Annotated in this window: 19 protein-coding genes; 8 read left to right on the top strand and 11 right to left on the bottom strand. The window is 67.1% G+C overall.

Going from position 1 to position 17,936, the window contains the following annotated elements; genetic code table 11:
• The first annotated feature begins 56 nt into the window (after positions 1 to 56).
• From HALZIN_RS0113345 to rimI, 3 genes are read left to right on the top strand one after another with little or no spacing between them, the layout of a single operon-like run.
• Positions 57 to 368, top strand: coding sequence for a BolA family protein (locus HALZIN_RS0113345; RefSeq protein WP_031384702.1), 312 nt, complete (start codon positions 57 to 59; stop codon positions 366 to 368).
• Positions 322 to 1,221: a hypothetical protein gene (locus tag HALZIN_RS0113340; RefSeq protein ID WP_150113119.1), complete on the top strand. Its 900-nt coding sequence runs from the start codon at positions 322 to 324 to the stop codon at positions 1,219 to 1,221. The genes HALZIN_RS0113345 and HALZIN_RS0113340 overlap by 47 nt, the downstream gene beginning before the upstream one ends.
• A complete protein-coding gene (rimI, locus tag HALZIN_RS0113335; RefSeq protein WP_031384700.1) occupies positions 1,214 to 1,693 on the top strand; it encodes a ribosomal protein S18-alanine N-acetyltransferase in 480 nt (159 codons plus the stop codon). The genes HALZIN_RS0113340 and rimI overlap by 8 nt, the downstream gene beginning before the upstream one ends.
• 33 nt (positions 1,694 to 1,726) lie before the next feature.
• Here the strand turns inward: rimI and HALZIN_RS0113330 are convergent, their stop codons facing one another.
• The gene (locus tag HALZIN_RS0113330; RefSeq protein ID WP_031384699.1) at positions 1,727 to 1,936 is read right to left on the bottom strand and encodes a cell division protein ZapB; all 210 of its coding nucleotides are present in this window, start codon (positions 1,934 to 1,936) and stop codon (positions 1,727 to 1,729) included.
• Between the two features lie 70 nt (positions 1,937 to 2,006).
• Entirely contained in the window at positions 2,007 to 2,651 is a 645-nt protein-coding gene (rsmD, locus tag HALZIN_RS0113325) for a 16S rRNA (guanine(966)-N(2))-methyltransferase RsmD (RefSeq protein ID WP_031384698.1), read from the bottom strand.
• Positions 2,652 to 2,743: 92 nt separating this feature from the next.
• Between rsmD and ftsY the strand changes: the two genes are divergently transcribed.
• The 4 genes from ftsY (at position 2,744) to rpoH (ending at position 6,863) form a co-directional block, all read left to right on the top strand.
• On the top strand, positions 2,744 to 4,075 hold the full coding sequence (gene ftsY / locus HALZIN_RS0113320; protein WP_031384697.1) for a signal recognition particle-docking protein FtsY: 1,332 nt from the start codon (positions 2,744 to 2,746) through the stop codon (positions 4,073 to 4,075).
• Between the two features lie 3 nt (positions 4,076 to 4,078).
• The gene (gene ftsE / locus HALZIN_RS0113315; RefSeq protein ID WP_031384696.1) at positions 4,079 to 4,762 is read left to right on the top strand and encodes a cell division ATP-binding protein FtsE; all 684 of its coding nucleotides are present in this window, start codon (positions 4,079 to 4,081) and stop codon (positions 4,760 to 4,762) included.
• A complete protein-coding gene (ftsX, locus tag HALZIN_RS0113310) occupies positions 4,759 to 5,754 on the top strand; it encodes a permease-like cell division protein FtsX (RefSeq protein WP_031384695.1) in 996 nt (331 codons plus the stop codon). Before ftsE ends, ftsX begins: the two co-directional genes overlap by 4 nt.
• 239 nt (positions 5,755 to 5,993) lie before the next feature.
• Positions 5,994 to 6,863, top strand: a complete 870-nt coding sequence (rpoH, locus tag HALZIN_RS0113305) for an RNA polymerase sigma factor RpoH (RefSeq protein ID WP_031384694.1) — start codon at positions 5,994 to 5,996, stop codon at positions 6,861 to 6,863.
• Between the two features lie 77 nt (positions 6,864 to 6,940).
• Here the strand turns inward: rpoH and HALZIN_RS0113300 are convergent, their stop codons facing one another.
• From HALZIN_RS0113300 to HALZIN_RS0113270, 7 genes are all read right to left on the bottom strand, one after another.
• Positions 6,941 to 8,011: a 3-deoxy-7-phosphoheptulonate synthase gene (locus HALZIN_RS0113300; RefSeq protein WP_031384693.1), complete on the bottom strand. Its 1,071-nt coding sequence runs from the start codon at positions 8,009 to 8,011 to the stop codon at positions 6,941 to 6,943.
• Between the two features lie 310 nt (positions 8,012 to 8,321).
• A complete protein-coding gene (locus tag HALZIN_RS18555; protein ID WP_268871185.1) occupies positions 8,322 to 8,453 on the bottom strand; it encodes a hypothetical protein in 132 nt (43 codons plus the stop codon).
• An 87-nt stretch (positions 8,454 to 8,540) separates the two neighbouring features.
• Positions 8,541 to 9,254 (bottom strand): dihydromonapterin reductase, encoded by a 714-nt coding sequence (gene folM, locus HALZIN_RS0113290; protein ID WP_031384692.1) that lies wholly within the window; start codon positions 9,252 to 9,254, stop codon positions 8,541 to 8,543.
• Entirely contained in the window at positions 9,251 to 10,030 is a 780-nt protein-coding gene (locus tag HALZIN_RS0113285; RefSeq protein WP_031384691.1) for an NAD(P)H-flavin reductase, read from the bottom strand. The genes folM and HALZIN_RS0113285 overlap by 4 nt, the downstream gene beginning before the upstream one ends.
• Before the next feature lie 7 nt (positions 10,031 to 10,037).
• A complete protein-coding gene (gene ubiD / locus HALZIN_RS0113280; RefSeq protein WP_031384690.1) occupies positions 10,038 to 11,519 on the bottom strand; it encodes a 4-hydroxy-3-polyprenylbenzoate decarboxylase in 1,482 nt (493 codons plus the stop codon).
• Positions 11,520 to 11,640: 121 nt separating this feature from the next.
• Complete coding sequence (gene rho / locus HALZIN_RS0113275; protein ID WP_031384689.1) at positions 11,641 to 12,900, bottom strand: transcription termination factor Rho; 1,260 nt, start codon at positions 12,898 to 12,900, stop codon at positions 11,641 to 11,643.
• 412 nt (positions 12,901 to 13,312) lie between these two features.
• Positions 13,313 to 13,645, bottom strand: coding sequence for a thioredoxin family protein (locus HALZIN_RS0113270; RefSeq protein WP_031384688.1), 333 nt, complete (start codon positions 13,643 to 13,645; stop codon positions 13,313 to 13,315).
• 168 nt (positions 13,646 to 13,813) lie between these two features.
• Here HALZIN_RS0113270 and ppx point away from each other — a divergent pair, with 168 nt between their 5' ends.
• Positions 13,814 to 15,340, top strand: coding sequence for an exopolyphosphatase (gene ppx / locus HALZIN_RS0113265; RefSeq protein WP_031384687.1), 1,527 nt, complete (start codon positions 13,814 to 13,816; stop codon positions 15,338 to 15,340).
• Between the two features lie 37 nt (positions 15,341 to 15,377).
• Here ppx and tilS read toward each other — a convergent pair whose 3' ends face one another.
• Together tilS and HALZIN_RS0113255 are read right to left on the bottom strand one after the other, a co-directional pair.
• On the bottom strand, positions 15,378 to 16,595 hold the full coding sequence (tilS, locus tag HALZIN_RS0113260; RefSeq protein WP_236254991.1) for a tRNA lysidine(34) synthetase TilS: 1,218 nt from the start codon (positions 16,593 to 16,595) through the stop codon (positions 15,378 to 15,380).
• A 216-nt stretch (positions 16,596 to 16,811) separates the two neighbouring features.
• Positions 16,812 to 17,765, bottom strand: a complete 954-nt coding sequence (locus HALZIN_RS0113255) for an acetyl-CoA carboxylase carboxyltransferase subunit alpha (RefSeq protein ID WP_031384685.1) — start codon at positions 17,763 to 17,765, stop codon at positions 16,812 to 16,814.
• Positions 17,766 to 17,936 lie beyond the last annotated feature (171 nt).

Genomic DNA, 17,936 nt, shown 5'->3' with positions numbered 1-17,936 from the left:
TCCAGCGCGTGGCTTAGACGTTACAATGAAACGCTTGCGACCCGGGAGGAGACGCCATGAATGTTCAGGCACGAATCGAAGACAAGCTGCGCTCGCTCGAGCCGGTCCATCTGACCGTCGAGAACGAGAGCCACATGCATAGTGTGCCGGCCAACTCGGAGACCCACTTCAAGGTCACGCTGGTATCTGAACGTTTCGCCGGGCTGATGCCGGTCAAGCGCCATCAGCAGATCTACGCGACGCTGGCCGACGAGCTGTCCGGCCCGGTGCACGCCCTGGCCCTGCACCTGTACACCCCGGCCGAATGGCAGGCGCGCGGCAATGCGCGCCCCGATTCGCCCAATTGCCGGGGCGGCAGTGGTGGTTGATACGGCGGGCGAACCGCAGCGCTCGCAATATCTTGAAGCGATGGGGCTGACCGTCTGGGTCAGCCGCTATCGGCTGCCCAACGCCCTGGAAACGCCGCGTTGCGAATGGCCGGAGGCGCCCGTCGAACCCCGTCAGCCGCCGGCAAGGCGCCTGCATGCGCTGCTCGACGACGCCCGCGAAGCGACCGCACAGGCGACGCCGCCGGCCGCCACCCCGACGCCGCGGGCCGCCGGCTCGCCGACCAAGCGGGCCCGGGCGCTGCTCGGCAAGCCGCAGGCCAGTGAGCCCGAAGCGCCGGTTCCCGCCGACTCATCGGCAGGCTCAGCGGGCATGAGCGTCGAGGAAGTGCCCGGCGAGGCGCTGCGCTTCACGCTGCAGGTCGCCGCGCTGGAAGGCCGTTGGCTGATTCTGCAGGTCGCCGACGGCGCGCCGTCGTCCGCCGCCCGGCGGCTGCTGGCCAACCTGTTCAAGGCTGCCGCCATCGAGACCGCGCAGCCACCGGCCTTCGAAGCCTTCCGTTGGCCATTGATGGACGACATCCCGGCGCAGACGCCGCTGGAGGAGGCCCGCGAGGGCCTGCGAGCATTCATCGAGGGTCGGCGCCGGCGCGGCTGGCAGCTCGAGCGGCTGCTGTTGTTCGGCGCTCACCACGATCTCGAGCGGGTGCTGGAGATTGCCGAAAGTCGCAGTCGGCTGCTCGAGCTTCCCGCCTGGTGCGGTCCCGCGCTGGACGAACTGATGGCATCGGCCGACGCCAAGCGGGACCTGCTGCCGCTGTTGGTGGACTGGCGCAAGGCCTGGCATCGCGGCGCGAGCCACGTCGATGAAAGCGGCAGGGTGAACGATGACTGAGCTACGGCTGAGCAGATTGACCCCGGGGGACATCGACGAACTGACCGCGCTCGAACGCCTGGGGCAGGCGCACCCCTGGCGCGAGGCGTGGCTCAGCGAGGCGCTCGACGACGGTCATGCCGAATGCTGGGGGGCGCATGACGGGCGCGGTGCGCTGGTGGGGCATGCGATACTCTATCGGCTGCCGTTCGAGGCCGAACTCCAGGCGATCACCGTCGATCCGGGGATGCGCCGGCGTGGTGTGGCCCGACGCTTGCTCGAACGCTTGATCGCCCGGGCCGAGACATGGGGCAGCGAGCGCATGCTGCTCGAAGTGCGCGGTACCAATCACGGCGCCCAGGCGCTGTATCGCGCCATGGGCTTCGTCGTCGACGGACGGCGCGCGAACTATTACCCGGCGCATGCCGGGCGGCGCGAGGATGCGCTGCTGATGTCGCGGGATCTCATGGTGGGAAACGCCGGCAGCGAATGATGGCTGCCGGCGTCGATGGAAGGCCGTGCCGGCTCAGGAAATCGAATTCTGTGCGCTCTCGCTGCCTTCCAATTCACGGAATTGGGCCAGCAGGCCGTTCAGGCGGCGTTCCCACTCCTCGTGTTCCTGCTTGAGGCGGGCATTCTCCTCGCGCAACTCCTCGGCTTCCATCTTCAGCATCTCGAGCGACTCGATCGCGTTGCCGACTTTCTGTTCGAGCTGATTGAAAAGTTCGCTGCTCATCCGTTTTCTCCTGAATTATTGGCCTGAATTGCTTGCCTGAATCACTGTATGCGGCGCGGCGTGCTGGCCGTCAGCGTACGCCGTGGTCCGGGGCTCGGCAAGCGTCTCCGGGCGGAGACGCCTGGCGCCGGTACAGCCGCCCGTGGGTGTCTCCGGCAGCGACTTCGCGGTGCAGCGCCCAATTGTCCGGGACCTCGACCGGGGCCTCGGCCTCCTGTTCGACATAGACCCACGCCGGGTCGCTCAGCCAGTCGGCATCCTCCAGCGCTCGGCAGGTTGGCGCGACGCGCTGCTGACGAAAGGGCGGGTCGAGGAAGACTACCCCGAAAGGCGTTGCCGGGCCGGCCAGGAACGCCATGACGTCCTTCTCGATCACCTCGCCGCTCACGCCCAGCGTGGCGAGGTTGCCCTCGATGGCCCGGGCGACCGGGGTGGCGGATTCGACGAAGGTGGCCATGCCGGCCCCGCGCGACAGCGCCTCCAGGCCCAGTGCGCCGGTGCCGGCGTAAAGATCGAGCACGCGGGCCCCGGCGAGCTCGAACGCCAGCCAGCTGAACAGCGTCTCGCGCACTCGATCCGGTGTCGGACGCAGTCCCGGGCTGTCGGCGACGCTCAGTAGCCGGCGACGAAACTGCCCGCCGATGATGCGCAGCTTGCCCGACGACTGGGGGGCCCGCCCGCGGCGCGACGGCGGTCTTGAACGATGACGACTCATAGGTGGCGGATTGTACGCGGGGCTTATCCACAGTGGTAGCGGGGGGTGTTACGATGGGCCAATCGTTTACCTGCCAATCGACTGACTCGCCCATGTTCGGTTTATTCAAGCGCAAGAAGAAAGAGCAACCCTCCGATCGCGACCCGTCACTCGACGAGATCGAGCGCGAATCCGACAGCGTGCCCGACGAGAGCCCCGTCGATACGACCCGCGAGGATCTCGCCGTGGAAGCGCGTCGCCCCGAGGACGACGCCCTGGAGGCGGCCTCGGCCGAATCAGCTGCGCCGGACAGCGAAGCGGCCGAACGCCAGGTGGAACTCGACGAGCAAGTGGAAGTGCCGACGTCGGTTGCGTCCGAGTCGCAGCGCGACGTCGGCGAGGTGGATAGCACGCCGCCGGCCATCGAACCCTCGAGCTCCGCCGACGCCGATGAGGCGCCGCCTTCCGACAGCGCCACCGCCGGGCGCGACAAGCCGAGCGGCGCGAAACGGGGCTGGCTGGCGCGCATCAAGGCCGGGCTGGGCAAGACCCGCGCCAACCTTACCGACGGCCTGGCCGATCTGTTCCTCGGCAAGAAGCAGATCGACGACGAGTTGATGGAGGATCTCGAGACCCAACTGCTGATGGCCGACGTGGGCATCGAGGCGACCACCGAGATCATCGACAACCTCACGGCACGGGTCTCGCGCAAGGAACTCAACGATCCCGAGGCGCTGCTCAGCGCACTGCAGGAGGAGTTGATCACCCTGCTCGCGCCGGTGACCACCCCGCTGGAGCTGCCGGCCAAGGGCGAAGGGCCGTTCGTGATCCTGATGGTCGGCGTCAACGGCGTCGGCAAGACCACCACCATCGGCAAGCTGACCCAGCGCTTCCAGAACCAGGGGCGCAGCGTGATGCTTGCCGCCGGCGACACCTTCCGCGCCGCGGCGGTCGAGCAGCTCAAGGTCTGGGGCGAGCGCAACAAGGTGCCGGTGATCGCCCAGCATACCGGCGCCGACAGCGCCTCGGTGATCTACGACGCGCTGTCCGCCGCCAAGGCGCGTGGCGTCGACGTGCTGATCGCCGACACCGCCGGCCGGCTGCACAACAAGAGCCACCTGATGGAAGAGCTCAAGAAGGTTCAGCGGGTGATGGCCAAGCTCGACGCCACCGCGCCCCACGAGGTGATGCTGGTGCTCGATGCCGGCACCGGCCAGAACGCGTTGTCCCAGGCCAAGACCTTCGACGAGGCGATTCCGGTCACCGGCATCACCCTGACCAAGCTCGACGGTACCGCCAAGGGCGGGATCATCTTCGCCCTGGCCAAGCAGCAGGGCACGCCGATCCGTTTCATCGGCGTCGGCGAAGGCCTTGACGACCTGCGGCCGTTCGCCGCCGAGGATTTCGTCGGCGCGCTGTTCGACCGCGACACCGCGGATCGTTAGCCGGTGATCGCCTTCGAGCATGTCGGCAAGCGCTACGGCGGGCGTTTCGAGGCGCTCGCCGACATCAACTTCGGCGTGGCGCGCGGCGAGATGCTGTTCCTGACCGGGCACTCCGGCGCCGGCAAGAGTTCGCTGCTGCGCCTGATCATGCGCCTCGAGCGGCCCTCGCGCGGGCGCCTGCTGGTGGCCGGCCACGATATCGACCGGCTGCACAACAGCCAGATCCCCTTCTACCGGCGCCAGATCGGTGTGGTCTTCCAGGATCACCAATTGCTGTTCGACCGCGACATCTTCGCCAACGTCGCCCTGCCGCTGGAGATCCAGGGCGTCGAGCCCCGCGAAGGCGCGCGGCGGGTGCGTGCGGCACTCGACAAGGTGGGGCTGTTGCATCGCGAGCGCGCGCTGCCCATCGAGCTTTCCAGCGGTGAGCAGCAGCGCGTGGGCATCGCCCGGGCGGTGGTCAACAAGCCGGCGCTATTGCTTGCCGACGAGCCCACCGGCAACCTCGATCCGCAGTTGTCCGCCGATATCATGCGGCTGTTCGAGGAGTTCAACCGCATCGGCACCACCGTGCTGGTCGCCAGCCACGACCTGGCGTTGATCGCCCGGCTGCGTCATCGCGTGCTGCGCCTGCACGAAGGGCGCCTGATCAGCGACGAGCGTATCGATCAGGGAGGCGCGGCATGAGCGACGCCTCGCGCGGCAACGATTCCCGCCAGCCAGCACCGCGTCGCGGCGCGCGCAGCCACCGGCCGGGCTTCGACAGTCGCCGCCGTGCCTGGGTGCGTCACCATCGCCAGATGGCCTCCGACAGCGCCCGGCGGCTGCTGCGCCAGCCGCTTGCCAGCCTGATGACGATGCTTGCCATCGGCATCGCGCTGCTGCTGCCGGCGGGTCTGTGGCTGGCGCTCGACGGCGCCAAGGGCGTCGGCTCGCGACTCGAGGAGAGCGCCACGCTGACCGCCTACCTGGCGCCCGCGGTGGGCGAACGCCAGGCGATGCAACTGGCCGATACCCTGCGCAGCCATCCCGAGGTCGACGGGGCCCGACTGATCACCGCCGCCGAAGGCATGGCCGAGTTCCAGCAGGCGCTGGGGCTCGACGATGCGCTGGCCGAACTCGACGATAACCCGCTGCCGGCCAGCGTGGTGGTATCGCCGCTCGACACCAGTCCCGCGGCGGTCGACGATCTGCGCAGTCAGCTGGCGAGCGTCGACGGCGTCGACGAGGTGCGCGTCGACCTTGCCTGGCTGGAACGGCTGAGCAGTCTGGCGGCGTTCGGCCAGCGCCTGGCCCTGGCCCTGGCGGTACTGTTCGGCTTCGGCGCCTTGCTGATCGTCGGCAATACCATCCGCCTGGCCGTCGAGAGTCGGCGACGCGAGATCGAGGTGGTGACGCTGATCGGCGCGACCCACGCCTTCGTGCGCCGGCCGTTTCTGTACAGCGGCGCCTGGTACGGGTTGGGCGGCGGGCTGAGCGCCTGGCTGTTGCTGAGCCTGGGCGGGCGCTGGCTGACCGCGCCGTTGCAGACGCTGGCCGAGAGCTACGGCGCGCAATTCGTGATGCCCGGGCTCGGCTGGCAGGGCTCGGCAATTCTGCTGGCTTCGAGTACACTGTTAGGCTGGTTGGGCGGCTGGGTCGCGGTGCATCGGCATCTTGCCGAAACCCGCCCGCGTTAAGCTGGCAGTAACAATCAACCCGAAATGAAGTCAACATGAAATGAAGCAGCAAGCGGGAAGCAGTTCGGGCGTAAAATGTGCCCGCGAGCCGCTTGCGCGAGCGTTGAACTTGTTTCTACGCTAAAGGTCTTAGTATGAGAACGTCGAAGTCAGGCTTTTTTAATGTCAACGGTTACCGGGTCGAGCCCACTGCTCCCCGCGTTGGGTAATTTCTTTTGGGCAACATGGAGACACCCTGCATGAGCACCAGTCTTCAGCCTATTGGCCAGCTTTCACCCGGCCATGACTTGAACGGCTATATCCAGGCGGTGAATGGCATCCCGGTGCTGACCGTGGACGAAGAGCGCGAGCTTGCTTTCCGCCTGCACGATGAAAACGATCTCGAGGCGGCGCGTCGTCTGGTCATGTCGCATCTGCGCTTCGTGGTGCATATCGCCAGAAGCTATTCGGGCTACGGTCTGCCCCAGGCCGACCTGATCCAGGAAGGCAATGTCGGCCTGATGAAGGCCGTCAAGCGTTTCGATCCCAATCAGGGCGTACGGCTGGTGTCGTTTGCCGTGCACTGGATCAAGGCCGAGATCCACGAGTTCGTGCTGCGCAACTGGCGGATCGTCAAGGTGGCGACCACCAAGGCCCAGCGCAAGCTGTTCTTCAACCTGCGCAGCGCCAAGAAGCGCCTGGCCTGGCTGAACACCGACGAAGTCGACGCCATCGCCAAGGATCTCGACGTCAAGCCCGAGGTCGTGCGCGAGATGGAAGGGCGGCTGTCGGCCTTCGATGCCGGTTTCGACGCCTCGCCGAGCGATGACGACGAGCAGAGCAGCTATCAGGCGCCGGCGCAGTATCTCGACGACGCCCGCTACGATCCGGCCGTGCAGCTCGAGGACAGCGACTGGGAGGCCGACTCCACGCGTCGCCTGCAGGAGGCGCTGGGCAGCCTCGACGAGCGCTCGCGGCACATCCTGCAGAGCCGTTGGCTGGCCGACAGCAAGGCCACGCTGCACGAGCTGGCCGACGTCTACGGGGTTTCCGCCGAGCGGATCCGCCAGCTCGAGAAGAACGCCATGAAGAAGATTCGTCAGCAGCTGGGCGAATCGCTGGCGGCCTGATCGGGTAGCGCTCGCGCTTAACGACAGCACGATGCAGGCGCCCCGCCAGGCGGGGCGTGAATGCCAGTCGTCGCGGCTCAGCGGCGTAGCCGTTCGGCTGCGCGTGTCAGCAGCGACTCGGTAGTGTCCCAGCCCAGGCAGGCATCGGTGATCGAGACCCCGTAGCGCAGCGCGCCGGGCTTGAGCGGCTGCTTGCCCTCGTTGAGATGGCCCTCGAGCATGACCCCGACCAGGCTGTCGTCGCCGGCCAGGCGCTGGTCGAGCACGTCGAGCAGTACCTCGCTCTGGCGGCGATGATCCTTGCGCGAGTTGGCATGGCTGCAATCGACCATGATCCGGGCCGGCAGGCCGGCCTCGCCGAGTGCCCGGCGACTGGCAGCAACGCTCGCGGCATCATAGTTGGGTCGGCCATGGCCGCCGCGCAGCACCAGGTGGGTATGGGCGTTGCCGTCGGTCTCGCGCATCTCGGGGCTGCCGTCGAGGCCCATGGCGAAATGCCGGTGGCCGTGCGCGGCGGCCTGCATGGCGTCGATCGCCACGCCAATATCGCCGTCGGTGGCGTTCTTGAAGCCCACAATGGCCTCGAGCCCGCTGGCCATCTCGCGGTGGATCTGCGATTCGGTGGTGCGCGCGCCGATCGCCGCCCAGGCCAGCAGGTCATCGAAGTAGCCGGCCGCCAACGGCTGCAGCAGTTCGCTCGCCACCGGCAGCCCCAGCGCGGCGATGTCGCGCATCAGCCGCCGCGACAGCGCCAACCCGCTGGCCATGTCGTCGCTGCCGTCGAGGTGCGGATCGTAGGCCAGCCCTTTCCAGCCCACCGTGGTACGCGGTTTCTCGACATACACACGCATCACCAGCAGCAGCCGGTCGTCGACCCGGCGGTTGAGCTCGGCCAGATGCTCGGCGTAGGCCAGCGCGGCCTGGGGGTCGTGGATCGAGCAGGGCCCGACCACCACCAGCAGGCGATCGTCACGGCCGTCGAGAACGGCGCGAATCGCCTGGCGCTGGGCATCGATCCGCGCCGCCAGCGCGCCGCCAAGGGGAATGTCGCGACGCAGTTCGGCGGCGGTGGGCAAGGCGCGCTGCGGCGCGTGGGTGGTTTTGCGCGTCTTGCGCGGGGCTTCGGTCAGGGTCAGGGGGGCATTCATGAGCAGATTCCTGGCACAAGCCCGCATCAGCGGGCAGGGAGACTTCGTGGCGTTCGTTGGCCGCCCATGGACTGGTTGCCCAGACGTGCCCGGCCAGAGGCGGCAGACTGTCCTGACCGGGAGCGGCTAAATCGCCAATAGCCTGCGCCCCGATAAGCGTCTGAATAGCGCGGATAGGCGAATGTGCTGCGGGTCATGGTCGTCTCCTTGTCGCGATCGGTTCTGCCGTGCATTAAAAAACCCCCGCCGGGTTGCCGACGGGGGTTTGGGGAGGCAACCCTGGCGGTCAGGGTGCGCTCGTGGCTCAGGCCTAATCGGCCGGGCCGCCGGGCGCACCCCGCGTAAACCAATAGCCATAACCCTGCCAGCCGGACACGCCGAAGCCGCCAATGATGGCGCGGCGATGCGCCGTGACGATGACTGATTTAGGGCTGGTGACCATGGGTCGTCTCCTGAGATTCGCCTTCAATCCTACACGCCCGGCGCGGTTTGACAACCCCGACGAACGCCAAGCGAACAAATCCGCTGCTCAGCAGCCAGCCGAGCCGCCGTCCACCGTCAGGGTCACGCCGGTGGTGAAGCGATTGTCGAGCAGGTAGCGCAGGCTCTGATAGATCACCCCGGGGCCCGGCACCATGCCCATCGCCGAGTGTTGGCGTGCATCCTCGCCGATCGCGCCGTCGTCCTCGCCGTTGAGCATCACCGGCCCCGGAGCGATGGCGTTGACCTGGATACTCGGGGCATACAGCGCGGCGAACGAACGGGTGAGGTTATCAAGCCCCGCCTTGGTCGCGGCGTAGGCGGCATGCTCGCGCATTCCCCGCGCGGCCAGGTGATCGGTGATATGGACGATGTCGCGCTGCGGCTCGCCGCACGCCTCGAGCAGCTCGCGGCAATGGCGATTGATCAGATACGGCGCCTGCATGTGAACGTTGAACAGCCGCTCGAAATGCGCCCCGCTGCCGTCGTCCTCGGTGTCCGCCGCCCAGCTCGCGGCGTTGTGGACGATCGCCCGCAGCGCCTGCGTCTCGTCGCGTAGCCGGGCGATGAAATCGAGGATCCCGGCCCGCTCGGCGAAGTCCCCCTGCAGAGTGATCGCGCCACGCCGGCGCAGCGCCTCGAGCGAGGCGTGCTCGCGCCGGTAGCCGACGATCAGCGGGTGGCCGTCATCGAGCAATCGCTGGGCGCAGTAGTGGCCGACCCGCTGGGCGCCACCGGTGATCAGGATCGGCGAGGCGCTCATGCCCGCTTCTCCCGCACCAGGCTGCCTAGCGTGGGCACCAACGGCTCGCGCGGCGCATAGGCGAACACATCGGAAAACACCCGCGAGGGCTCGAGCCCCAGCGACGCCAGGACGTCGACGCAGGCATAGACCATTCCCGGCGAGCCGGAGAGATAGACGTCGTAGCCCGAGACATCGTCCAGCGCGGCGGCCAGCGCCTCGTCGATGCGGCCGACATGGCCGTGGATGCGCTCGGCGGCGAAGGTGTCGTCCATGCCCTGCTCGCTGACGCCGTGGAAGGCCACGCCCGGGTACTGGGCGGCCCATTCCCGGGCCAGGCTCTCCAGGTAGAACTCGCGGCGTTCCCTGGCCGCCCACCACAGGGCGATCTCGCGCTCGGGGTCGGCATGCAGCGCGGCCTCGACGATCGCCTTCATCTGGGCGAAGCCGGTGCCGGCGGCCAGCAGCAGCAGCGGGCGGGTACTGTCGGGGTCGAGCACGCAGTCCCCGCCGGGCAGGCGCAGGGTCAGCTGCCGGGCTTCCACCAGCAGCTCCCGCAGTCGCGCGGAGTTGCTGCGCTCGGGCCAGTGCTGGATATGCAGTTCCAGGCGGCCATCGCCGCCGTGAGCGTTGGCGATGGAGAACGGTACCCAGGTCGCGGGGTCCAGCTGCATCTCCAGGTACTGGCCGGGCGCATGGGCCATGGCCTCGGCACGGCCCTCCAGGTGCACCCGGAAGACGTCGGGGGTGAGGTCCTCGACCTCGACGACCTGGCAGGTCAGGGTCCTTGCCGTCATGCTGTCCTCATGATTGATCGGGCAGGTTGATGCCGAGTTCCGCCCAGCGTGCATCGACCCGCGCCTTGGTGGCCTCGTCCATGACGATCGGCCGGCCCCACTCGCGGTCGGTTTCGCCGGGCCACTTGTCGGTGGCGTCCAGGCCCATCTTCGAGCCCAGCCCGGCGATCGGCGAGGCGAAGTCGAGATAATCGATCGGGGTGTTCTCGACCATCACCGTATCACGCGCGGGATCCATGCGCGTGGTGATCGCCCAGATCACGTCCTGCCAGTTGCGCGCGTCGACATCGGCGTCGAGCACGATCACGAACTTGGTGTACATGAACTGGCGCAGGAAGCTCCACACGCCCATCATCACCCGCTTGGCGTGCCCCGGGTACTGCTTGTTCATGGTCACCACCGCCATGCGGTAGGAGCAGCCCTCCGGGGGCAGGTAGAAGTCGACGATCTCGGGGAATTGCTTGCGCAGGATCGGCACGAAGACCTCGTTGAGCGCCAGCCCGAGGATCGCCGGCTCGTCCGGCGGGCGTCCGGTGTAGGTGGAATGGTAGATCGGATCGCGACGGTGGGTGATGCGCTTAACGGTGAACACCGGGAAGGTCTCGACCTCGTTGTAGTAACCGGTGTGATCGCCGTAGGGTCCCTCCTCCGCGGTGTCGTCGGGGTAGATGAAGCCTTCGAGGACGATCTCGCTCGATGCCGGCACCTCGAGTTCGGCGTGTCCGCACTTGACCAGTTCGGTGCGCGAGCCGCGCAGTAGCCCGGCGAAGGCGTATTCCGAGAGCGTATCCGGCACTGGCGTCACCGCCCCGAGAATCGTCGCCGGGTCGGCGCCCAGCGCCACTGCCACCGGGAACGGCTCGCCGGGGTGGGCCTGCTGCCATTCGAGAAAATCCAGCGCGCCGCCACGATGGGAGAGCCAGCGCATGATCAGGCGATTCTTGCCGAGCTTCTGCTGGCGATAGATGCCCAAGTTCTGGCGTTCCTTGTGCGGGCCCCTGGTCACCACCAGCGCCCAGGTGACCAGCGGCGCGACGTCGCCCGGCCAGCAGTGCTGGATGGGGATGCGGTCGAGATCGACCGCTTCGCCCTCGTGCACGACCTCCTGAACCGGGGCCTTGCGCAGCGTCCTGGGCCCCATGCTCATCACCTGGCGGAACACCGGCAGCTTGTCGATGGCATCGCGAAAGCCCTTGGGCGGCTCGGGCTCCTTGAGGAACGCCAGCAGCTCGCCGACCTCGCGCAGCGCGGCCACGCTGTCCTGGCCCATGCCCAGCGCCACGCGGCGCGGCGTGCCGAACAGATTGCCCAGCACCGGCATTTCATGGCCCTTGACGTTCTCGAACAGCAGCGCCGGGCCGCCGGCGCGCAGGGTGCGATCGCAGATCTCGGTGATCTCAAGATACGGATCGACCTCGGCGCTGATCCGCTGCAACTCGCCCTGCGCCTCGAGCGCCGCGACGAACTCGCGCAAGTCCTTATACTTCATATGGATTTCCGTGCCAGAACGCGAAAGGGGCAGCATAGCATGCCGCCCCTTCAGTTCACTGCCTGGATTGTTGTTCGCTTGCAGCCTGCCCACGACCAGCAAACATGCGCAGCAGGCTGGATCAGCGGCGCTTCATGGCCTCGAAGAACTCGATGTTGGTCTTGGTGTCTTTCAATCGGTCGATCAGGAACTCGGTCGCCGCGGTATCGTCCATCGGATTGAGCAGCTTGCGCAGGATCCACATGCGCTGCATCTCGTCCTCGGAGGCGATCAGGTCCTCGCGTCGGGTGCCGCTGCGGCGAATGTTCATCGCCGGGTAGACGCGCTTCTCGGCGAGCTTGCGGTCGAGATGGGCTTCCATGTTGCCGGTACCCTTGAACTCCTCGAAGATCACCTCGTCCATCTTGGAGCCGGTGTCGACCAGTGCGGTGGCGATGATCGTCAGGCTGCCGCCCTCCTCGATGTTGCGCGCCGCGCCAAAGAAGCGCTTGGGCTTTTCCAGGGCATGGGCGTCGACACCGCCGGTGAGCACCTTGCCGGAGCTCGGCACCACGGTGTTGTAGGCGCGCGCCAGGCGGGTGATGGAGTCGAGCAGGATCACCACGTCCTTCTTGTGCTCGACCAGCCGCTTGGCCTTCTCGATCACCATCTCGGCGACCTGCACGTGGCGCGCCGGCGGCTCGTCGAAGGTCGAGGCGACGACTTCACCGCGCACGGTGCGCGACATCTCGGTGACCTCTTCCGGGCGCTCGTCGATCAGCAGCACGATCAGGTGACATTCGGGATTGTTGCGGGTGATCGAGGTGGCGATGTTCTGCAGCATCAGCGTCTTGCCGGCCTTGGGCGGCGAGACGATCAGCCCGCGCTGGCCCTTGCCGATGGGCGCGGTGAGATCGATGATGCGCGAGGTCAGGTCCTCGGTGGACCCGTTGCCGATCTCCATGAACATGCGTTCCTGGGGAAACAGCGGGGTGAGGTTCTCGAAGAGGATCTTGTGCTTGGCGTTTTCGGGCTTGTCGAGGTTGATCTGATTGACCTTCAACAGCGCGAAATAGCGTTCGCCTTCCTTGGGCGGGCGGATCTTGCCCGAGATCGAATCGCCCTTGCGCAGGTTGAAGCGGCGAATCTGCGACGGCGAGACGTAGATGTCGTCGGGCCCGGCCAGATAGGAGCTGTCGGCGCTGCGCAGGAAGCCGAAACCGTCCTGGAGGATCTCGAGAACGCCATCGCCGTAGATATCCTCGCCGCTCTTGGCGTGCTTCTTGAGGATGGCGAAGATTATGTCCTGCTTGCGGGAGCGGGCGAGGTTGTCGATGCCCATCTCCTGGGCGATCTCCAGCAGCTCCGGAACGGTCTTTTGCTTGAGTTCGGTAAGATTCATCTTTTGTTCAGAAATAGCTCGTGTCAGCGTGGCGGCTTTGGGCCGATAGGACAGGAGGCGGTGACGGTACGCCGCGCGGTGCGTTCAGAACCCGATGTGAGCCTCTCGCCGGATGTGGGCATCGAATAGCGTCTCCGCGAGGAGGCCATGGATACTATCGGAATCGAGGGAGGCGCTGTTCCTTCGCCTGGTGTTACGTTCCTTCAATCAACGACTGCCAATCGACAGCGGAGATGAACAGCGGGTTTTCTGACGACTTGGGATTGACCGCGTCGGTGGCACCGCGCGACGGTCGGGAAGCTTTCGGAACAGGCGAACGCTTCGATACTAGTTAAGCGCGAAGATAAACGCAACCCCTGCGACGGGCCGGGCCCCGAAAAGGGCCGGCACCATCGTCGAAACCGCGCGGCGCTCATGCGTCGAGGGCGGTTTCGATGAAGCTCGCCAACTGGGCGTCATCGAGCGCGCCCACCCGCGTGGCGTCGAGATCGCCATCCTCGAACAGCGCCAGCGTCGGCATCCCGCGCACGCCGTATTTCTGCGCCGTCTGGGGGTCGCGGTCGACGTCGACCAGGTAGCAGCGCAGCCGCTCGCGCTGCTGGGCGGCGAGCCTTTCCAGGCGCGGGACAAGCGCCTGACAGGGCTCGCACCATTCGGCGACGAACACCAGCAACAGACTGCCCGGGGCCGATAGCTGCGTCTCGAGCACGTCGCCGGAGAGCCATTCGATGGATGCTTCGGCCATGATCTCGATTCTCCGTTGGTTGAAGTGTTGGTTGAAGTGTCGGTTGAAGTGTTGGTCGATAGTAGGGCGGCCATGCCTCTCCACCCGCCATTGGACGACGCCCGACGGCGATTGACAAGCCACCGGGCGGCCAGCAACCTTGCTTGAATGATCAGACAGGGACAGCACATGAGCAGGATGCCCGCCACCGCTCGGGAGCCGCGCCGACTCGCGGCCATCGATCTGGGTTCGAACAGCTTTCACCTGCTGGTGGCCAACGCGCACCAAGGTGAGTTGCAAGTGGTCGCCAGGCAGGGCGAAAAAGTCCAACTGGCGGCCGGCCTGGACGACGACGAACGGCTCGACGAAGCCGCCATGCAGCGGGCCCTGAGCTGCCTCGGGCGCTTCGCGCCCTTCGTCGAGGGCATCCCGGCCCAGCAGTTGCGCGTGGTCGGCACCAACGCGCTGCGCTCGGCCAGCAACAGCCAGACGCTGATCGCCCGCGCCGAGGCGCTGCTGGGTCACGAGATCGAGATCATCGCCGGACGCGAGGAAGCGCGACTGATCTACCTGGGCGCGGCCCACGCACTGGCCGACGTCCACGGCAAGCGGCTGATCGTCGACATCGGCGGCGGCTCGACCGAGCTGATCATCGGAGAACATTTCGAGCCGCTGGCGCTGGAAAGCCTGCACATGGGCTGCGTGGCCTACACGCGGCGCTTCTTTGCCGACGGCGGGATCACCGAGCGGCGCTTTCGTCAGGCCGAGCTCGCCGCGCTTTCCGAGATCGCCAACATTCAGCGTGCCTATCGCGAATTGGGCTGGAACGACCCGGTCGGCTCGAGCGGCACCATCAAGGCCGTCGCCGCGGTACTCGCCGCCGCCGGCGACAGCCCCGAGGGGATCATCCAGCGCGACGGCCTCGAGCGACTGCGCAAGCGCCTGATCAAGTGCAAGCAGCTCGACAGGGTGGCCCTCGACGGCCTCAAGGCCGATCGCGCGCGGGTGTTCCCCGCCGGCGTGGCGATCCTGTGTGCGATCTTCGAAGCCTTCGAACTTACCCACATGCGCTATTCCGACGGCGCGCTGCGCGAAGGCGTGCTCTACGACCTGATCGGACGCGACACCGCCGAGGATCCGCGGCTGCAGACGCTGGCCGCCCAGAAGCGCCGCTATGGCGTCGACACCCGCCAGGCCGACAACGTCGCCGCCACCGCCATGGCCGCCTTGGCGCAGGTGCAGACGCACTGGCAATTGAGCGACGAAGCCGGCCAGTTCCTGGCCTGGGCCGCCGAATTGCACGAGATCGGCCTGGCCATATCGCACAGTCAGTTTCACCGTCACGGCGCCTACTTGCTGGAAAACGCCGATCTGCCAGGGTTCTCGCGCCCCGAGCAGCAGTTGCTGGCGTTTCTGGTGCGCTGCCACCGGCGCAAGTTCGCCGTCAAGGAGCTCGAGGCGCTGCCCTGCGCCCTGCAGCCGCGCTATGCACGCCTGGCGCGGCTGCTGCGCCTGGCGGTGGCGCTCAATCACTCGCGCCCCGAGCAGCCGATCATGGACTTCACCCTGAACGTCGGGGGCGAGGCGTTGCAACTGACCCTGCCCCGGCACCTCGCCGAACACGCGCTGCTGCTCAACGACCTGCAACAGGAGGCCGTGTATCAACAAAGCGCCGGTTACCGGCTGGCGGTCGATCCGGTGGCGGTCGAGGTCTGAACGAGCGACGCACCGTGGCTTCGCTATCGAGCGGCAACTAGCACTGCTCCCAGCCCTCGGCAACGGCGATACCCAGCACCGCGACCAGCGTCTCGCCATGCCAGGCCAGCAACTGGCGGGGCCGCTGCCAGGGCGGCACCCCGGCCTCCTGCAGCAGGCGCTTGACGTCACGCCGGCCGCGCCCGGCGACGCGCAGCGCTTCGCCGCCCCGCCGCAGGGTCAGAACCAGCGCTTGCACCGCGCCTCTCGCCGGTTTCAGACGTATCTCGACACGCCCCACCGGCGTCATCAGCGGCGTGTGGCCGTCCCATTCGCTTCGCCAATCGCTCGGCAGCGGCGCCGGCGGCGCCAGCAGATAGCAATGCCCGCGCCAGCAACGCGCTTCGCCACCCGGCCAGGCGACATGCACTTGTGCATCGTCGCGTGCCTCGAGCTGGGCGAGCAGCGTGTCGAGGCGCGCAGTGGGCGGAGTCGGCAGGTCGAGACGCTGACAGGCGTAGCGAATCAGCAGCCGTTGGCGGGGCGCGGAAAGCTGGCGCAGCACATCCAGCGCGAGCCGCGCCGGCACGCCACCGGCACGCGCCAGATCGAGTGTGGCCAGCTCGTCGAGCAGCGCATCGGCTTCAAAAGCGCGCGCGGCGACCCCGGCAAGCGATGCCGCCGCCGCCGGCCAACGCTCGGTGAGCAGCGGCAGCACCTCCCGGCGCAGGAAGTTACGGTCGAAAGTGCTATCGGCATTGCTCGGGTCGTCGCACCAGCGCACGCCCAGCGCGGCAGCCTCCTCCGCCAGGCGTGCCCGCGTGACGCCGAGCAGCGGGCGGACCAGCTGGCGGCCCCGCCAGTCTCGCCGCGCCGGCATCGCCGCCAGCCCGCGGATGCCGCTGCCGCGCAGCGCGGCGAGCAGCACGCTCTCGGCCTGGTCGTCGCCGTGCTGGGCCAGCCACAGCGTCTCGCCCGGGGCGACCCGCCGCGCGAAGGCCGCGTAACGCGCCTCCCGGGCCGCCGCCTCGAGCCCCTTGTCGGCACGCTCGACCGTCACCCGTTCGACGAACAGCGGCACGCCCAGGCGCGAACACAGCGCCCGGCAATGCCGTTCGAAGTCGGCGGCAGCCGGTTGCAGGGCGTGATTGACGTGCAGCGCGTAGAGCGGCCGCGGCGCGCGGTGGGCGGCGCGCGCGGCCAGAGTCAGCAACAGCGAGGAATCCAGCCCGCCGGACAGCGCGATCCACAGCGGGCGCCCTCGCGGCACAGCCATCAGGGCCTCACCGATCAAGAGTGAAAGGGCATGGCTAGACGTCATGCATAATCGGCTGGCAAAAATGATTATCAGCCTGCTCGAATCGGGCAATGCGAACAAGCTCGCGTCCACTTCCACCCTTTTCCAGAAACGCAGAAGCCCGGGTGGAAGAGGATTTATCCTCGAACCGGGTGCACCTGGCATTCGCGAACAAGTTCGCTCCCACGAATGCTGTTAAGCCGGTGCGCCGTAGCTCATCAACCGCTTGTAGCGTCGCTCGAGCAGCTCGTCGGTATCCATCGCCTGCAGGCGATCGAGACTCGCGGTCAGCGATTCCTTGACGCGCTCGGCGGTGACCCGCGGGTGACGGTGAGCGCCGCCCACCGGCTCGTCGATCAGCGTGTCGACGAAGCCCAGCTCCTTGAGGCGTTCGGCGGTGATGCCCATCGCCTGCGCCGCTTCCGAGGCTTTTTCGGCGCTCTTCCAGAGGATCGAGGCGCAGCCTTCCGGCGAGATCACCGCATAGGTCGAGTACTGCAGCATGGCGAGTTCGTCGCACACGCCGATCGCCAGCGCGCCGCCGGAACCGCCTTCGCCGATCACCGTGGCGACGATCGGCGTCTTCAGCCGCGACATCACCGCCAGGTTGTAGGCGATCGCCTCGGACTGGCCGCGCTCCTCGGCATCGATGCCTGGGTAGGCGCCCGGGGTGTCGATGAAGGTCAGCACCGGCATCTTGAAGCGCTCGGCCATCTCCATCAGCCGACAGGCCTTGCGATAACCCTCGGGGCGCGGCATGCCGAAGTTGCGGCGCACCTTCTCCTTGACGTCGCGGCCCTTCTGGTGGCCGATGACCATCACCGGCTGGTCGTCGAGCCGGGCGATGCCGCCAACGATCGCCGCGTCGTCGGCGAAGTGGCGATCGCCGTGCAACTCGTCGAAATCGCTGAACACCCGCTCGAGGTAGTCCAGCGTGTAGGGCCGCTGGGGGTGGCGCGAAAGCTGCGAGACCTGCCACGCGGACAGATCGCGGAAGATCGACTCGGTGAGCTTCTTGCTCTTTTCCTCGAGCTTGCCGATCTCGTCGCTGATATTGATCTTGCTGTCGTTGCCGACCAGCCGCAGCTCCTCGATCTTGGCCTGCAGTTCGGCAATCGGCTGTTCGAAGTCCAGATAGTTGGGATTCATAAGGCTTCTGCTTTTCGAAGTGCTTTTGGAAACAGGCACGGGCAGCCTGGAGGCCACGGCTGTCTTGCGACGCTGCCACGATCGGCGTGCGGTAACCGTGTATTATCGCAGCTTGCTCGCCTCACGCAAGGTACGCGAGTTTGCCGTCAGTACAATCGCAGCCAACCGTCG

The organism is Halomonas zincidurans B6 (genome assembly GCF_000731955.1).
Taxonomy (GTDB): domain Bacteria; phylum Pseudomonadota; class Gammaproteobacteria; order Pseudomonadales; family Halomonadaceae; genus Modicisalibacter; species Modicisalibacter zincidurans.
The sequence above is the reverse complement of the archived record's forward strand: the minus strand, read 5'-3'. Positions and strand labels throughout refer to the sequence as shown.

Excerpts from the sequence above, each read along its gene's own strand:
- HALZIN_RS0113345 (WP_031384702.1), top strand. The coding sequence starts at position 57 with ATGAATGTTCAGGCACGAATCGAAGACAAGCTGCGCTCGCTCGAGCCG.
- HALZIN_RS0113340 (WP_150113119.1), top strand. The coding sequence starts at position 322 with ATGCGCGCCCCGATTCGCCCAATTGCCGGGGCGGCAGTGGTGGTTGAT.
- rimI (WP_031384700.1), top strand. The coding sequence starts at position 1,214 with ATGACTGAGCTACGGCTGAGCAGATTGACCCCGGGGGACATCGACGAA.
- HALZIN_RS0113330 (WP_031384699.1), bottom strand. The coding sequence starts at position 1,936 with ATGAGCAGCGAACTTTTCAATCAGCTCGAACAGAAAGTCGGCAACGCG.
- rsmD (WP_031384698.1), bottom strand. The coding sequence starts at position 2,651 with ATGAGTCGTCATCGTTCAAGACCGCCGTCGCGCCGCGGGCGGGCCCCC.
- ftsY (WP_031384697.1), top strand. The coding sequence starts at position 2,744 with ATGTTCGGTTTATTCAAGCGCAAGAAGAAAGAGCAACCCTCCGATCGC.
- ftsX (WP_031384695.1), top strand. The coding sequence starts at position 4,759 with ATGAGCGACGCCTCGCGCGGCAACGATTCCCGCCAGCCAGCACCGCGT.
- rpoH (WP_031384694.1), top strand. The coding sequence starts at position 5,994 with ATGAGCACCAGTCTTCAGCCTATTGGCCAGCTTTCACCCGGCCATGAC.
- HALZIN_RS0113300 (WP_031384693.1), bottom strand. The coding sequence starts at position 8,011 with ATGAATGCCCCCCTGACCCTGACCGAAGCCCCGCGCAAGACGCGCAAA.
- HALZIN_RS18555 (WP_268871185.1), bottom strand. The coding sequence starts at position 8,453 with ATGGTCACCAGCCCTAAATCAGTCATCGTCACGGCGCATCGCCGCGCC.
- folM (WP_031384692.1), bottom strand. The coding sequence starts at position 9,254 with ATGAGCGCCTCGCCGATCCTGATCACCGGTGGCGCCCAGCGGGTCGGC.
- HALZIN_RS0113285 (WP_031384691.1), bottom strand. The coding sequence starts at position 10,030 with ATGACGGCAAGGACCCTGACCTGCCAGGTCGTCGAGGTCGAGGACCTC.
- ubiD (WP_031384690.1), bottom strand. The coding sequence starts at position 11,519 with ATGAAGTATAAGGACTTGCGCGAGTTCGTCGCGGCGCTCGAGGCGCAG.
- rho (WP_031384689.1), bottom strand. The coding sequence starts at position 12,900 with ATGAATCTTACCGAACTCAAGCAAAAGACCGTTCCGGAGCTGCTGGAG.
- HALZIN_RS0113270 (WP_031384688.1), bottom strand. The coding sequence starts at position 13,645 with ATGGCCGAAGCATCCATCGAATGGCTCTCCGGCGACGTGCTCGAGACG.
- ppx (WP_031384687.1), top strand. The coding sequence starts at position 13,814 with ATGAGCAGGATGCCCGCCACCGCTCGGGAGCCGCGCCGACTCGCGGCC.
- tilS (WP_236254991.1), bottom strand. The coding sequence starts at position 16,595 with ATGGCTGTGCCGCGAGGGCGCCCGCTGTGGATCGCGCTGTCCGGCGGG.
- HALZIN_RS0113255 (WP_031384685.1), bottom strand. The coding sequence starts at position 17,765 with ATGAATCCCAACTATCTGGACTTCGAACAGCCGATTGCCGAACTGCAG.